The 14,763-nt window shown below is 73.5% G+C and carries 12 protein-coding genes, 1 tRNA gene and 1 other RNA gene; 5 read left to right on the top strand and 9 right to left on the bottom strand.

Annotation, left to right across the window (positions count from 1 at the left end; all coding sequences use genetic code 11):
- Positions 1–13 precede the first annotated feature (13 nt).
- The 5 genes from IH80_RS0101600 to ffs all read right to left on the bottom strand — a co-directional run bounded on the left by IH80_RS0101600 (position 14) and on the right by ffs (position 7,576).
- Positions 14–1,501, bottom strand: coding sequence for a N,N-dimethylformamidase beta subunit family domain-containing protein (locus tag IH80_RS0101600; RefSeq protein ID WP_030957021.1), 1,488 nt, complete (start codon positions 1,499–1,501; stop codon positions 14–16).
- Between the two features lie 240 nt (positions 1,502–1,741).
- Positions 1,742–3,532 (bottom strand): hypothetical protein, encoded by a 1,791-nt coding sequence (locus IH80_RS0101595; protein ID WP_063757234.1) that lies wholly within the window; start codon positions 3,530–3,532, stop codon positions 1,742–1,744.
- Between the two features lie 307 nt (positions 3,533–3,839).
- Positions 3,840–5,093, bottom strand: coding sequence for a phosphoribosylamine--glycine ligase (purD, locus tag IH80_RS0101590; RefSeq protein ID WP_030957017.1), 1,254 nt, complete (start codon positions 5,091–5,093; stop codon positions 3,840–3,842).
- A 60-nt stretch (positions 5,094–5,153) separates the two neighbouring features.
- A complete protein-coding gene (locus IH80_RS0101585) occupies positions 5,154–7,379 on the bottom strand; it encodes a DNA polymerase III subunit gamma and tau (RefSeq protein WP_030957015.1) in 2,226 nt (741 codons plus the stop codon).
- 102 nt (positions 7,380–7,481) lie between these two features.
- An RNA gene (gene ffs, locus IH80_RS41400) (signal recognition particle sRNA small type) lies at positions 7,482–7,576 on the bottom strand.
- A gap of 121 nt (positions 7,577–7,697) precedes the next feature.
- Here ffs and IH80_RS0101580 point away from each other — a divergent pair.
- Positions 7,698–7,785, top strand: a tRNA-Ser gene (locus IH80_RS0101580).
- A 331-nt stretch (positions 7,786–8,116) separates the two neighbouring features.
- Here the strand turns inward: IH80_RS0101580 and IH80_RS0101575 are convergent.
- Complete coding sequence (locus tag IH80_RS0101575; RefSeq protein ID WP_030957013.1) at positions 8,117–8,929, bottom strand: VOC family protein; 813 nt, start codon at positions 8,927–8,929, stop codon at positions 8,117–8,119.
- Between the two features lie 102 nt (positions 8,930–9,031).
- On the opposite strand from IH80_RS0101575, the gene IH80_RS0101570 reads away from it, so the two are divergent.
- Together IH80_RS0101570 and IH80_RS0101565 are read left to right on the top strand one after the other, a co-directional pair.
- Positions 9,032–9,631 carry an HhH-GPD-type base excision DNA repair protein gene (locus IH80_RS0101570; RefSeq protein WP_030957011.1) on the top strand — a complete coding sequence of 200 codons (600 nt, stop codon included), beginning with the start codon at positions 9,032–9,034 and terminating at the stop codon, positions 9,629–9,631.
- Between the two features lie 80 nt (positions 9,632–9,711).
- Positions 9,712–10,185 carry a cupin domain-containing protein gene (locus IH80_RS0101565; protein ID WP_030957010.1) on the top strand — a complete coding sequence of 158 codons (474 nt, stop codon included), beginning with the start codon at positions 9,712–9,714 and terminating at the stop codon, positions 10,183–10,185.
- Here IH80_RS0101565 and opcA read toward each other — a convergent pair.
- Positions 10,134–11,066: a glucose-6-phosphate dehydrogenase assembly protein OpcA gene (gene opcA, locus IH80_RS0101560; RefSeq protein WP_030957009.1), complete on the bottom strand. Its 933-nt coding sequence runs from the start codon at positions 11,064–11,066 to the stop codon at positions 10,134–10,136. The genes IH80_RS0101565 and opcA overlap by 52 nt on opposite strands.
- Before the next feature lie 20 nt (positions 11,067–11,086).
- Positions 11,087–12,838, bottom strand: a complete 1,752-nt coding sequence (locus IH80_RS0101555; RefSeq protein WP_078906261.1) for a helicase HerA-like domain-containing protein — start codon at positions 12,836–12,838, stop codon at positions 11,087–11,089.
- Between the two features lie 88 nt (positions 12,839–12,926).
- Here IH80_RS0101555 and IH80_RS0101550 point away from each other — a divergent pair, with 88 nt between their 5' ends.
- Positions 12,927–13,223 (top strand): type II toxin-antitoxin system VapB family antitoxin, encoded by a 297-nt coding sequence (locus IH80_RS0101550; RefSeq protein ID WP_008740979.1) that lies wholly within the window; start codon positions 12,927–12,929, stop codon positions 13,221–13,223.
- Between the two features lie 92 nt (positions 13,224–13,315).
- Positions 13,316–13,993: a LytR C-terminal domain-containing protein gene (locus IH80_RS0101545; protein ID WP_078906260.1), complete on the top strand. Its 678-nt coding sequence runs from the start codon at positions 13,316–13,318 to the stop codon at positions 13,991–13,993.
- A gap of 54 nt (positions 13,994–14,047) precedes the next feature.
- Here the strand turns inward: IH80_RS0101545 and upp are convergent, their stop codons facing one another.
- Positions 14,048–14,683 (bottom strand): uracil phosphoribosyltransferase, encoded by a 636-nt coding sequence (gene upp / locus IH80_RS0101540; protein WP_030647077.1) that lies wholly within the window; start codon positions 14,681–14,683, stop codon positions 14,048–14,050.
- Positions 14,684–14,763: the final 80 nt, after the last annotated feature.

The raw sequence follows: 14,763 nt of genomic DNA, 5'->3' as shown, positions 1-14,763 counted from the left end.
GCCCGCCGCCGTGTCAGTCGTGCTTGCAGATCCGGTCGAGGAGATTGGCCGTGGCCCGCTGCACGCGCTCGTCGACGTGGCCGGGGCGGTCGAGGGCCGGGGACCAGGCGAACGTGCCGGAGGCGAAGACCAGGGCCCCGCTGGGAGCCCGGTAGAGGGAGGTCTCCTGGTGGCGGCGCTGGCCCTCGCTGTCGAGGTACGGGGAGTGCGCGAGCAGGATCCGGTCCTGGTGCTCGGGGAGCTGGGTGCGCGGGAAGTACCGGTCCGCCTCGCCCGCGACCAGGCCGGGCAGCTCGTCGTTCTCGCCGGCGCCGGTGGCGTCCCACAGCCAGTGCGTGGCGTTGCGCACGATCATCGGCGCGGGGTCGGGGACGCGGCCCGCGTACTGGATGCCGAGCAGTTGCTGCTCGGGGCGGTCGACCTCGCGCCAGAGGCTCGGGCGGCCCGGTCCGCGGCGTTTGCGGCAGGTGAGCAGCCGGTCCTCGACCCCGGAGGGCGACGGGGCCAGCTCGACCTGCCAGTACATGGTGTTCGCCGACAGGAAGACGAGCGACGTCCCGTGGTTGCGGGCCCGCTCGACGGTGCGGCGCATCGGGGCCGACCAGTACTCGTCGTGGCCGGGGAAGACCAGGCCCCGGTAGCGGGTGGGGTCGACGCGGCCGGCGTGCAGGTCGCGGGTGTCGGCATAGGCGATGTCGTAGCCGTAGCGCTCGGCCCAGCGGATGAAGTCGTAGGCGTGGCCGACATGGAGGGGCAGGCCCGCGCCCGCGTAGGGCCGGTCGAAGGAGACGGTGACGGCCGCGTCCTGCTCGCCGAGGAGCCGGCCGGCCTCGTCCCAGGCGTGGTAGAGGCTGGCGCCGGTCCGGCCGTCCTCCGGGTAGAGGTTGTACGCCTGCCAGGTGATGTCGGGGAGCAGGAGCAGGAGGTCGGCGGGGTGGTCGTCGCGGACCGTGAAGGGGATGTGGGAGCGGTAACCGTCGGCGGTGGTGAGGACGGCGACGTACGCGCCGACGCTCCAGTACGACGGGACCTGCAGGCGCCAGGAGAGCCACCAGTGGTGGCAGGAGACGGTGCGGTCCGCCGCGAGGGGGGCGGGCTGGACGATGCCGGACAGCCGGGGACTGGTGGTGATCTTCGAGGCGCCGTCGCCGCCGTAGTGGCCGATCCGGTAGACGTCGACGGAGAACTGCTGGGGCGGGTCGACGGTGATGTGGAAGTCGATGGCCTCGCCCGGGGCGACGGCTCCGGTGGAGGCGAAGCCCTTGATCTGGCGGTGCACGTCGTCGGCCGTGCGGGGGCCGCCGTTGCCGCGGGCCCGGGGGATCTGGCCGGTTCCGGCGGCCGCGGCGGCCGGGTCCACGTACCAGGGGACGACCTGGCCGGTGTCGTCGAAGTAGAGCTCGCTGCCCCGGAACCAGGGCAGGGGGCCCTGTCCGAAGGGGTCGTTCACCGCGTGCGCGAGCGCACCCGACTCCCAACGCCGGATCTGGTCCGTACCCATGACCGCTCCCCTCCCTCGCTCCCCCGGCCGGCGTGGTTCGCCTCGGTGCGTGGCGCCCGTCGGCACCGGTACGGCACTGCCCGGACCTCCGCTTCGGGAGCGTCCAGCCGCGACCGGTCCCAGCACATCACATTACGCACGCAGTCCGTCACCGTTCGTCGCGAATTGACGAGACCGGAACATTGGCATCCGCTTGCGTGTGCGATCCGTCGCCCCGCCGGGGGAGGGGCGATGACCGTCTCACACCAGGCGGACCGGCTTCTCCGTACGGACGCCCAGGGCCGACAGCCACTCGCGCAGGGGCTCGGGATCGCCGTCCTCGACCAGGCAGAGCACGCGGGGCGCCAGATCCGCCCGGCGGTCGCCGTCGACCAGCAGGACCGGCCCGTCGAGCCAGTCCATGCCGGGGGCGGCCCCGGCCGAGTCCACGGCCGCGCAGCACACCATCGCCGTCACGTGGTCGGCCAGCAGGTCCCGGCCGCTGCGCGGCTGCTGGAGCGGGAACAGCGGTACGGCGTCCGCGCCGCGCGCCTTCCCGGCCCCGCCGGGGGTGCCCGCGGCCCGATCCTCACGGGCCAGGTCGGCGCTGAGCCGGCCGGCCAGGGCCTCGCCGAGCGCTCCTTCTCCCGAAGCGCCGGTGAGACAGCCCAGCACCCGCTCCAGCGTGGGCCCGGCGAAGCCGTCCACGGCGGGGGGCGCCGCGTCGGAGGCCTCGATCGTGGCGGGCCCCGCCGCACCGGACGGACCGGACGGGGCGGGTGAGCCGGAGGCGCCGGCAGCGGCGGGGGCCACCGAGGCGGCAGGGGCGGCGGAACCGGCACCGGCCGGGCTCACGGAGCCCGCGGCCCCGGAGGACCCGCCCGCACCCGTCGGACCGGCCAGACCCGCCGGACCGGCGAGCGCGTCCAGTGCCGTGTGCAGGCGGGCCGCCTCCGTACGCCACTTGCGGTCCACGACCTCTTCCGGATACGCCGCCCACTCCACCGGGGACCAGTCGGGCCCGGCCTCGGCCGGTCCGCCGTGGAAGAGCCGCGCGGCCAGCAGCGAGGTCGCTTCGTCGATCACGCCGGGCTGCTCCAGCAGGTCGCAGGCGGGCCGCTCGCCGAGCCGCGAGGTGAAGCCCTCCGCCAGCCGGTCGCGCCGCGACAGCTCGGTCAGCGCCGACACCACCCCGGCGTCCAGGTGCGCGGGCCAGCGGCCCATCCGCCAGGCGGGCAGGGCCACCCGGGTCAGCAGCCGGTCCCAGCCCGCGTAGGCGAGGCCGACCTGCTCCTGGGCGACGATGCGCAGCCCGTAGTCCACACCCTGGGCACGGTCGGACGCGGCGGCGGCCACCCCGCGCTCCATCTCGGCGGCGTCCGTCCGGCACAGCCTCAGCAGCAGCCGGGCCGGGGCGGCGATCCAGCCGAGCCCGCGACGGCTGCCCACGTCCACGGCCGCGTCCAGGCCCCGCACGAAGCCCCGCGCGTCGGCTATGTCCGGGTGCGCGGAAGGACCCGTACCGGCGACGACCGGCGCGAGGACCGCCCGCAGCTCCGCGACCCGCATCCACCACAGGAACGGCGAGCCGATCACCAGCACCGGGGCCGCGCCGCGGGCGGACTGGGGGCCGCCGGCTATGCCGCCCCGGCGGTGGGCCGCATGGGCGCGGTCCTCCAGCCAGCTGTCGCAGTCCGGCGTCAGGGCTATCGCGGAGGGCGGCGGCACGTCCATCCGGTCGGCCAGGTCCCGCACCAGGCGGTAGAGATCGGGGGCGGCGGCCTCGGACAGCGGCACCGTCGGCGTCAGCGCCGGACTCGCCCGCAGGACCACCGCGGCGAAGATCCCGCCGAGGAGCAGCACCAGCGCCGCGACCGCGCACACCACGAGCGTCACGGTGCCCCAGGTCTCGCCCGCCAGCCGGCCCGTCGTCCGGGCCGCCACCAGCACCACCGCGAGGGCGGCCGGCAGCAGCGCGACGGCCAGGGCCCGGCTGCGCACGCGCAGCACGGCCAGGGCGCGGGACCGCGCGGACGGAACGCCCGCTTCCATGATCGAACCGATTCCGGACACGGCCGGTCTCACCCCCTCTGCCCTGCGGCTGCGTTGCTCACTCCCCCACTGTGACACCCGCCACCGACATCGCAAGGTCGGTGGGCCAAGTGCCGGAATGCTTGCGCCGCACCCTAGTTGGGGCGCGCCCGGCCGTCAGGCAGACAAGCTGACGATCACCCGATGGAATGGCTTTGGGTAAAGGTGGATGCGTTCGAACGAGGCCGGATGCAGTCGCACGCGGACACGCCCGCGGGCCCGGGCGCGGGAAGTGCGCACCGGGCCCGCGGGTCTGCGGAGCCGCTGCTCAGCGGAGCCCGGCCGCCTTCGCGGCGATGTCCGTACGGTGCTGCGAGCCGTCCAGCCGGATGCGCCCGACCGCCCTATACGCCTTCTCTCGCGCCTGCGCCAGATCGGAACCGGTCGCCGTCACCGACAGCACGCGACCACCCGCGCTGACGACGGTGTCGCCCTCGCGCCGGGTGCCGGCGTGCAGCACGTAGGCGTCGGGCGCGTCCTCGGCGGCCACCTCGGCCAGGCCCTCGATCGGGTCCCCGGTGCGGGGGGTGTCGGGGTAGTTGTGGGAGGCGATGACGACCGTGACGGCCGCGTCCTCGCGCCACACCAGCGGCGCTTCGTCGGCCAGGGTGCCCTTGGCGGCGTTCAGCAGCACGCTCGCGAGCGGGGTGCGCAGCCGGGCCAGGACCACCTGGGTCTCGGGGTCGCCGAAGCGGGCGTTGAACTCGATGACACGGGTGCCGCGGCCGGTGATCGCGAGGCCGGCGTAGAGCAGCCCCGAGAAGGGGGTGCCGCGGCGGCGCAGCTCGTCGACGGTCGGCTGGAGCACCAGCTCCATGACCTCGTCGACCAGCTTCGGGTCGGCCCAGGGCAGCGGGGAGTACGCGCCCATGCCGCCGGTGTTGGGACCCTGATCGCCGTCCAGGGCGCGCTTGAAGTCCTGCGCCGGCTGGAGCGGGACCACGGTGACGCCGTCGGTGATGGCGAAGAGGGAGACCTCGGGGCCGTCGAGGTACTCCTCGATGACGACGCGGTCGCAGCCGAGCGCGTGCGCGCGGGCCGCTTCCAGGTCCTCGGTGACCACGACGCCCTTGCCTGCCGCCAGGCCGTCGTCCTTGACGACGTAGGGGGCGCCGAAGGCGTCGAGGGCCGCGTCCACCTCCTCCGGGGTGGTGCAGACGTAGCTGCGCGCGGTCGGGACCCCGGCCGCCGCCATCACGTCCTTGGCGAAGGCCTTGGAGCCTTCGAGCTGCGCCGCCTCGGCGGACGGGCCGAAGACGGGGATGCCGGCGGCGCGCACGGCGTCGGCGACGCCGGCGACCAGCGGGGCCTCCGGGCCGACGACGACCAGGCCGGCGCCGAGTTCCGTCGCGAGAGCGGCGACGGCTTCGCCGTCGAGGGCGTCGACCGGGCGGAGCTCGGCCACCTCGGCGATGCCGGCGTTGCCGGGAGCGCAGTAGAGCGCGGAGACGTCGGGGTCGAGGGACAGAGAGCGGCACAGGGCGTGTTCGCGGGCGCCGCCGCCGATGACGAGGACCTTCACGCTGCTCAGCCTAGCCCGGACGGCGGCGACGGCTTCGTGCGGCCACCCAATCAGAAGGGGCTACTCATTTGTGTATTCCTCCACAACGGTCGCCCCGAGCTCGCGCACGATCAGGTCGTGTCCGGTCAGCGCGCTCTCGACGAGGTCGGGGTCGTCGTCCTCCGCGAAGTCGTCCTCGGGGGCGACCGGCGGGGGTGCCTGCTGTACGGGCGGGGGCGGCGCGGAGACCGACTGCTGCGGCTGCTGAGGCTGCTGGGACGGCTGCTGCTGGGGCGCGGCCGGGGCCTGCGGCGCGGAGGTCTGCGGCGGCGGGGGCGGCGGGCTGTAGGCCGGGGCGGGCGCGGACGGAGCGCCGTAGGACGGGCCGTAGGACGTTCCGGGGGCCGACGCCGGGACCGGGGAGCCACCGCCGACGACGGCGTCGATCTTCCAGTTGACCTGGAAGTTCTCGGCCAGGACCGCCTTGAGCACGTCCTCGCTGCCGCTGCTGGCGAAGTTGTCGCGGGCTCCGGCGTTGGGGAAGCCGAGCTGCAGGGTGGTCCCGTCGAAGCCGGTGACCTGGGCGTTCTGGCTGAGCAGGATCCAGGTGAAGCGACGGCGGTTCTTGACGGCCTCCAGGACGCCGGGCCACATCGCCTGCACCTGTCCGGCGCCGGCGGCCATTCCCGGGGAGGGCGCGGGGGCGGCCGCCGCGGCCGGGGCGGCGGGGGACGGCGCCGGGGTGGCCGGAACCTGCACGGGTGCGGGCGCGCCCTGGCCGGGAGCGGCCGCACTGGGCCAGGCGCCGGGAGCGGGGGCCGCGGCGGGCCGGGCGGCCGGGGCACCGCCGCCGGGCTGCGCGGCTCCGGGCCACGCGCCGGGGGCGGGCGCCGCCTGGACGGGCGCAGCGACGGGAGCGGCGGGCGCTGCCTGCGGCTGCGCCGGGGGAGCCGCAGCGGGCGCGGGAGCCTGCACGGGGGCCTGCACGGGAGCGGCGACCGGCGCGGCAGGAGCCGGAGCCGGCACCGCGGCGGCAGCGGCGGCCCGCGCGGCGGCGGGCCCCCCGCCCGGGCCGGCGGGTGCCATGGCGTGCGCCTCGGGCCCGGGCACGTAGCCCATGGCGGGCGGCCCCGCGGCGAATGCGGCGGCCCCGCTGCGCTCCAGGCGGTCCAGGCGGGCCTGGAAGGACCGCTCGTCGTCGAAGGCGGCGGGGAGCAGCACGCGGGCGCAGATCAGCTCCAGCTGGAGCCGCGGCGAGGTCGCGCCGCGCATCTCGGTGAGCCCGGCGTTGACCAGGTCGGCGGCGCGCGAGAGCTCGGCGGCACCGAACACGGACGCCTGGGCCTGCATCCGCTCCACGACATCGGCGGGGGCGTCGATCAGCCCCTTCTCCCCGGCGTCGGGCACGGCGGCGAGGATGACCAGGTCACGCAGCCGCTCCAGCAGGTCGGCGACGAACCGGCGCGGGTCGTTCCCGCCCTCGACGACCCGGTCGACGACCTCGAAGGCGGCCGCGCCGTCGCCGGAGGCGAAGGCGTCGACGACGGAGTCGAGCAGCGAGCCTTCGGTGTAGCCGAGGAGCGAGGTGGCCATGGCGTACGTCACACCCTCCTCGCCGGCGCCGGCGAGGAGCTGGTCCATGACGGACATCGAGTCACGCACGGAGCCCGCTCCGGCGCGCACGACGAGCGGCAGCACGCCGTCCTCGACCAGGGCGCCCTCCCGGCCGCAGACCTCGCCCAGGTATTCGCGCAGGGTCCCGGGCGGGACCAGCCGGAAGGGGTAGTGGTGCGTCCGGGACCGGATGGTCCCGATCACCTTCTCCGGCTCGGTGGTGGCGAAGATGAACTTGAGGTGCTCCGGCGGCTCCTCGACCACCTTCAGCAGGGCGTTGAAGCCCGCCGAGGTGACCATGTGGGCCTCGTCGATGATGTAGATCTTGTAGCGGCTGGACGCGGGGCCGAAGAAGGCCTTCTCGCGCAGGTCGCGGGCGTCGTCCACACCACCGTGCGAGGCGGCGTCGATCTCGATCACGTCGATGGACCCCGGCCCGTTCCGGGCGAGGTCGCGGCAGGACTGGCACTCCCCGCAGGGGGTCGGAGTGGGACCCTGCTCACAGTTGAGGCACCGGGCGAGGATGCGCGCGCTGGTGGTCTTTCCACACCCGCGCGGCCCGCTGAACAGGTACGCGTGATTGACCCGGTTGTTCCGCAGGGCCTGCATCAGGGGCGCAGTGACATGCTCCTGACCGATGACCTCGGCGAACGACTCGGGGCGGTAGCGGCGGTACAGCGCAAGGGACGACACGTCTACGAGGTTATCCGGGCCCACCGACAACGGGCGCCCGCGGACGCCACCGGCGGCTCCGGAACAGGGGGACCGGGCCGGGGGCAGCAGGGCCCGGGAACGCAAAGGGCCCCCCACGCACCCGCCAGAGCCCACTTACCCTTGCTGCCTTCCGGCCCTGGGGGAGTTGGGTGAGATAGCGCCACGTGAGGGGCTGGGCCCCACCCTAGCGGATCCACACCCCCGGAATCGACCCCGCCCCCCGCCCCGACCCCCGCCGGATCCCCGGCGAACGATCACGTTCGCGAGCACCCCTCCACGTCTTGTATTGTTTGCGGCGGAGGATTCGCCTAGAGGCCTAGGGCGCACGCTTGGAAAGCGTGTTGGGGGCAACCCCTCACGAGTTCGAATCTCGTATCCTCCGCCAGTGCCTCACCGGGCACTTGAAGGCCCCGACCGGGAAACCGGCCGGGGCCTTCTGCGTTCCGTGGTCTCAGTTCGAGTCTCGTTTCACCTGCCTCGCAACCGGACAGTTCCGTGCGTTCCGGCCTCGATGGCCTATCCCTCGTACTCCCAAGGGTTCAGCAGGAGGGCGCCTGATCGCGCCGGATGCTTGATGTTGCGGCTCACCAGCGTCCGGCCGGTCGCCAGGGCGGTGGCGGCGATCAGCGCATCGGGTGGATCGATGCCGGTTCCGGCGCTCGTGAGCCTCCCGGTGAAGAGCGAGGCAGGCGAGTGCCTCCCGCTCGCGGGGGGGATCAGCCGAAGGCCGGCATCTCCCCGACCGTCGTCGTCAGGTCGATCACCGCGAAGGCGGCGCCCTGCGGGTCCGACACCGCCGCGAACCGGCCGAACGGGCTGTCCATCGGGCCGAAGTGCAGCTTCCCTCCGTGCTTCTGCGTCTTCGACACCGCCTCGTCGCAGTCCGGGACCGCGAAGTAGACCTGGACGTAGGACGGCAGCTCCGGCGGGAAGTCGTCGCCCATCTTCATCCGCCCCAGCACCGGCTGTCCCGGGTCGCCGGCGCTGAAGACCATGAAGTCCATGTCGGCCGCCTCCGGGTCGTCGCCCGGGTCCATCCGCTCGGCGCTGTACGGGAAGACCTTCGTCAGGAAGGCGTCCGGCTTGGCCGGCTCCCGGGTGAAGACCTCCGCCCAGGCGTAGGAGCCCGCCTCGCCCATCTTCTCGAATCCCCTGTGCTCGCCCGGCTGCCAGACACCGAAGACGGCGCCGCTCGGCTCCTTCGCGATGAGCATGGTGCCGAAGGCGCCGACCTGCATCGGGCCCATCAGGACCTCGCCGCCGTTCGCGGTCACCTTCCCGGCCGTGGCCGCCGCGTCGGGCGAGGCGACGTACAGACACCACTGCGAGGGAGCGTCGACCCCGGGCATCGGCGGTACGACGGCCGCGACGGCCTTACCGTCGGAGTAGGCCTGCGTGTAGTTGCCGTACTCACTGCCGGACTCGCCGAAGGTCCAGCCCAGCACGTCGCCGTAGAAGGTCTTGGCGCCCTCCACGTCCCGGAACATCGCGTCCACCCAGCACGGCGCGCCCTCGGGGAACTCAAGCATGATCGTCGACTCCTCGGCTCGTTCGTCGCTGTCGTCGTACTCACGCTAGGCGCGCGGTGTGCCGACCGCGCGGGGAGCGCGACCGCGCGGGACGCTGGAGCCATGGACAAGGACATCACCATCCGGCTGGCGCAGCAGCCGGAGGCCGACGCGCTGCTCGGCCGGAGCCCGCTCGCCGCGCTCGTCGGAATGCTGCTGGACCAGCAGGTGCCGATGGAGTGGGCGTTCTCGGGGCCCTGGACGATCGCGCAGCGGCTGGGCTCGGACGACCTGGACGCGCAGGCCATCGCCGCGTACGACCCGGAGGCCTTCGCCGCGCTGCTCTCCGAGAAGCCCGCCGTGCACCGGTACCCGGGGTCGATGGCGACGCGGATCCAGCAGCTGTGCGCGTACCTGGTGGAGCACTACGACGGGAACGCGGAGGCGGTCTGGTCCGACGCGCCGACCGGGCGGGAGCTGCTGGGGCGGCTCAAGGCGCTGCCGGGCTTCGGGGAACAGAAGGCGCAGATCTTCCTCGCCCTGCTGGGCAAGCGGTTCGGGGTGCGGCCGCCGGGCTGGCGGGAGGCCGCCGGCGGCTACGGCCAGGCGAACGTCTACCGCTCGGCGGCCGACATCACCGGTCCCGAGTCCCTGGCCAAGGTGCGGGCGCACAAGCAGGAGATGAAGGCCGCCGCCAAGGCCGCCAAGGCCGCGAAGGGATAGAGGGGTGAAAGAATTGACCGGTGGTACGGGGCCCTGATTGCCCCCTGATCCCGGTCGATCGGGTCCGTAGATTGAAGGACATGACAGAGATCCCGACCCGCGCCGCCACCGCCGAAGCCATCCAGGACGCCCCCGGCAGCCTCATCACCCTGCTGACCGACACCGCCGAGCTCACCTGCAACACGGCCGCCTTCGAGGTGGGCGCGGCGGGCGCCCCGGTGCACTTCCACACCCGGGCCACCGAGTTCTTCCACGTCACCGAGGGCCGGCTCGACGTCCTCGTCGGCGACGAGATCCAGACCCTGGACGCCGGCGACTTCATCGCGGTCCCGCCGGGCGTCAAGCACGCCTTCGCCCCCGCCGCCGGCCATACGGCGAGCGTCTTCGTCGGCTTCACCCCCGGCATGGGCCGCTTCGACTACTACCGCCTCCTCGGCCGGGTCCACGCGGGCGAGGCCACCGTGCAGGACATCAAGGACAGCTCGGCGACCTACGACAACCACTACGCCGAGAGCCCCGTCTGGAGCGGCCGCCGCCGCAGCGCGGAGCCGTAGACCACGTCCGCGTCGAGGCGGCGCAGCTCCTCCGCGATCAGTTCGGCGCCGCTGCGGATCTTCAGGGCCACCCTGCGGTCGGGGCTCCCCGGCAGGGTCAGGGTGGCCAGCGCGCCCGCGGGCCGGTCCACCCGGACCTCCCCGCCGGTGGTGCGCAGTACCACCGCGGTGATGACCGGGCCGTCGGTCGCGACGCGGTCCACCGGGACTCCGAACCGGTCCTCCAGCCAGCGCGCCAGCAGCTCGGCGCTCGCGTTGTCGGGTTCGCTCTCCACCGCCGCGCCGGTCACCGGCAGCGGCGTCTGGTCCAGGGCCGCTGCCAGCAGGGCCCGCCAGGGCGTGAGCCGGGTCCAGGCCAGGTCGGTGTCGCCGGGCTGGTAGCCGGCGGCCCGCTCGTCGAGCACGCCCACCGGGTCGAAGGCGGCGGCCGCGTCGGTGATCCGGCGCTGCGCGAGCGCGCCGAGCGGGTCCCGCGCCAGGTCGGCGGGGGCGGCGGCCGGCCACCACGCCACCACCGGCGCGTCCGGCACCAGCAGCGGCAGGACGACCGACCCGGCCTGCTCGGTCAGCGCCCCGTGCAGGCGCAGCAGCACGAGTTCCCCGGCTCCGGCGTCCGATCCGACCCGCAGCTCGGCGTCGACCCGGCTCGCGCGGAGCTTGTGCGGGCCGCGCGACACCCGCTTGATGACCACGATGATGCGGCAGGGATGCTCGCGCGAGGCCTCGGTGGCCGCGCGTACGGCGTCGTAGGCGTTCTCCTCGTCGGTGACGACGACGAGCGTCAGCACGAGCCCCATGGTGGGGCTGCCTATCGCCCGGCGTGCTGCGAGCAGGGCCCGGTTGACCTTGCTGGACGTGGTGTCGGTGAGTTCGGTCCGCATGTACCGAGTCTGTCACCGCGTCACCTGCGCCTGCGCGCCGTCCCGAAGACGGAGCGCGAGATCTCCCGGCCCAGCTGCGTACCGACCGACCGGGCCAGCGAGCGGAACAGCCCGCTGCCCACCACCTGCTCGACCAGCGAGGGGTCCTCCTTCGGGGCGCCGCGTCCCGCCCCCCTCGCGGCCTCCTTCTCCGCCGCCCTGGCCTGCTTCCCGGCCTCGGCCTCCGCCGCGGCCGCCTCCGCCCGGGCCTCCGCAGCCGCCTGTGCGGCGCTGATCCTCTCGTACGCCGACTCGCGGTCGACCGGCTCGGCGTAGCGCGACCAGAGCAGCGAGGACTTCACCGCCCGGTCCAGGTCCGCCGCCGGGACGGGCCCCATCAGCGACTGCGGCGCGCGCAGCCGGGTCGCGGCGACCGGGGTGGGGGCGCCGTTCTCGCTGAGCACGGTGACGACCGCCTCACCGGTCCCCAGTGCGGTGAGCAGCTCCTCCAGGTCGTAGGCGGAGTGCGGGAAGGTCTTCACGGTCGCCTTCAGCGCCTTGGCGTCGTCGGGGGTGAAGGCCCGCAGGGCGTGCTGCACGCGGTTGCCGAGCTGGGCGAGCACGTCGGCGGGCACGTCCTTGGGGGTCTGCGTCACGAAGAAGACGCCGACGCCCTTGGACCGGATCAGCCGGACGGTCTGGGTGACCGACTGGAGGAAGGCCTTCGAGGCCCCGCTGAAGAGCAGGTGGGCCTCGTCGAAGAAGAAGACGAGCTTGGGCCTGTCCAGGTCGCCGGCCTCCGGCAGGTCGGTGTAGAGGTCGGCCAGCAGCCACATCAGGAACGTGGAGAAGAGCTGCGGCTTGTCCTGGACCGCCGGGAGTTCGAGTACGGAGACGACCCCGCGGCCGTCGGCGGACGTGCGCAGCAGCTCGCTCGTGTCGAACTCGGGCTCGCCGAAGAACTCCGTGGCCCCCTGCGCCTCGAAGGCGGTCAGCGCCCGCAGGATCACCCCTGCGGTCACCGTGGACAGTCCGCCGATGCCCTTGAGCTCGGCCTTCCCCTCGTCGGAGACGAGGAAGGCGACGACCGCGCGCAGGTCCTTGAGGTCGATCAGCTCCAGGCCCTTGGTGTCGGCGTAGTGGAAGATCAGGCCGAGGGACTGCTCCTGCGTCTGGTTGAGCTGGAGCACCTTCGACATCAGCACCGGGCCGAAGGCGGTGACGGTGGACCGGACGGGGATGCCGGGGCCGATCCCGCCCAGCGAGTAGAACTCGCCCGGGCATCCGGCGGGCTCCCAGCTCTGGGCCACGTCCCGGGCCCGCCGGTCGATCCGCTCTCCGGGCGCCCCGGGTGCCGTGATCCCCGAGAGGTCGCCCTTGATGTCCGCGAGGAAGACGGGGACGCCGTTCGCCGACAGCTGCTCGGCGATGAGCTGGAGCGTCTTGGTCTTGCCGGTGCCGGTGGCGCCGGCGACCAGCCCGTGCCGGTTGAGCATGGACAGGGGGATGCGGATCTGACGGTCGGGCAGGCAGACGCCGTCCCAGAGGAGGGCCCCCAGGTCGAGCGCGGGTCCGGTGAAGGCGTACCCGGCGGCGATCTGCCCGGCCGGGCCCGCCGCGTCCGCCGTAGCCCCGGTGTCCGCCGTGTCCGCGGTGTCCGCGGTGTCCGCCGTATCCGCGGTGCCCGCCGTATCCGCCGTATCTGCGGTGCCCGCCGCGTCCGCCCTGTCCACCACGCCCGCCTTGTCCGCCTTGCCCGTCTCAGCGGCGGTGGCATCGGTGCTCTCGCTCATGGATCACTCCCCAAATAGCACTGTCTGCCACTTTTGCACCAGCCTTGCGAGGCTGCGCCCGCAGGCACGGGCCCGGTAGGCTTTCCGTGTGATCTTCAAGCGCATCGGAAGCGGGCGGCCGTACCCCGACCACGGCAGGGAAACCACCCGGCAGTGGGCGGACGTCGCGCCGCGCCCGGTCCGGCTCGACCAGCTCGTGACGACCAAGGGCCAGCTGGACCTCGAAACGCTGCTCGCCGAGGACTCGACGTTCTACGGCGACCTCTTCGCCCACGTCGTGAAGTGGCAGGGCGACCTCTACCTGGAGGACGGGCTGCACCGCGCCGTGCGCGCCGCCCTGCAGCAGCGTCAGGTGCTGCACGCCCGCGTCCTCGAGATGGACTGACGCTTCGCGTAGATTGCGCCTTTCGGGTCACCATTGACCTATCAGCAGATCATTTAGTAGGCATCGCCACCGGGTCGCACTACGCTGCGCCCATGAGCATGCTCACTCCCCCCGGCATGGGCGGAAAGTACCGCGTCACGGGGACCGCCTACCCCCGCATGAGCCGTAAGCGGAGCCGACGACGGATCGTCCTCGGCGTGCTCGGCTCGGTCCTCGCGCTTGCCCTGGTCGGCTACGGGGCACTGCAGCTCATCGACGTGTTCCGGGGCGATGGCCCCAAACGGAACACGGCTGCCGGTGCCAAGGACTGCCCTACGAAATCTCCCGAGGCCGCTGCCAAGGGAGGCGGCCCCGAGGCCGCCTCCACGGCGTCCGCACCCGCCAAACCGGCGGTCGTGCTCCCCCAGCCCGGCACGATCACGGTCAACGTCTACAACGCGACCCCGCGCGCGGGCCTGGCCAAGGCCGTCGGCGACGAACTCGCCAAACGCGGCTTCGTCATCGGCAGCGTCGGCAACGCCCCGGCCGACTTCGACAAGAAGGTCCCCGGGACCGGGATACTGCTGGGCTCCCCCACGACCGACAAGGCCGTCTTCGCGGTGCTCGGCACCCAACTCCCCGGCACCACCCAGCAGACCGACGCCCGTGAGACCGCGGACGTCGACCTGATCCTGGGCGACGCCTTCAAGGAACTCAGCACGAAGGAGGACGCGGACAAGGCCCTGGCCCTCCTGGCCAACCCCGTGCCCGCGCCCGCCAAGAACTGCTGAGCCCGCCGTACGGCGCCTGCGGCGGCCCGACGGGGCCGCCGCAGCGCCCGGGGACTACTCCGCCGAGCCGTACATCCGGTCGCCGGCGTCGCCGAGGCCCGGCACGATGTAGCCGTGCTCGTTGAGCCGCTCGTCCACCGCGGCTGTCACGACCGTCACCGGCGTGCCCGCCAGGTCGCGCTCCATGACCTCGACGCCCTCGGGCGCCGCCAGCAGCACCACGGCCGTGACGTCGTCGGCGCCGCGCTTGATCAGCTCCTGGATCGCCGCGACGAGCGTGCCGCCGGTGGCGAGCATCGGGTCCACGACGTAGACCTGGCGTCCGGAGAGGTCCTCCGGCATGCGGGTCGCGTACGTGGAGGCCTCCAGAGTCTCCTCGTTGCGGACCATGCCCATGAAGCCCACCTCGGCGGTCGGCAGCAGCCGCACCATGCCGTCCAGCATGCCGAGGCCCGCCCGCAGGATCGGGACGATCAGCGGCCTGGGGGCCGAGAGCTTCACACCCGTGGTCGGGGCCACCGGGGTCTCGATGTCCGCCTGCTCGGTGCGCACGTCGCGGGTGGCCTCGTACGCGAGCAGGGTCACCAGCTCGTCCGCGAGGCGCCGGAACGTCGCGGAGTCGGTGCGCTTGTCGCGCAGGGTGGTGAGTTTGTGCGCCACCAAGGGGTGATCGACGACCTGCAAACGCACAACATCCTCCAAAACTCAGCCTGCGACCAGCAAAAACGGCCGCTCGACGCGACCTGCACCCAAAAGGCTACGCGCTGACG

The organism is Streptomyces sp. NRRL S-378 (assembly GCF_000720645.1).
Taxonomy (GTDB): Bacteria; Actinomycetota; Actinomycetes; order Streptomycetales; family Streptomycetaceae; genus Streptomyces.
Note: the sequence above shows the minus strand (reverse complement) of the source record. Positions and strands in the feature narration are given on the sequence as shown.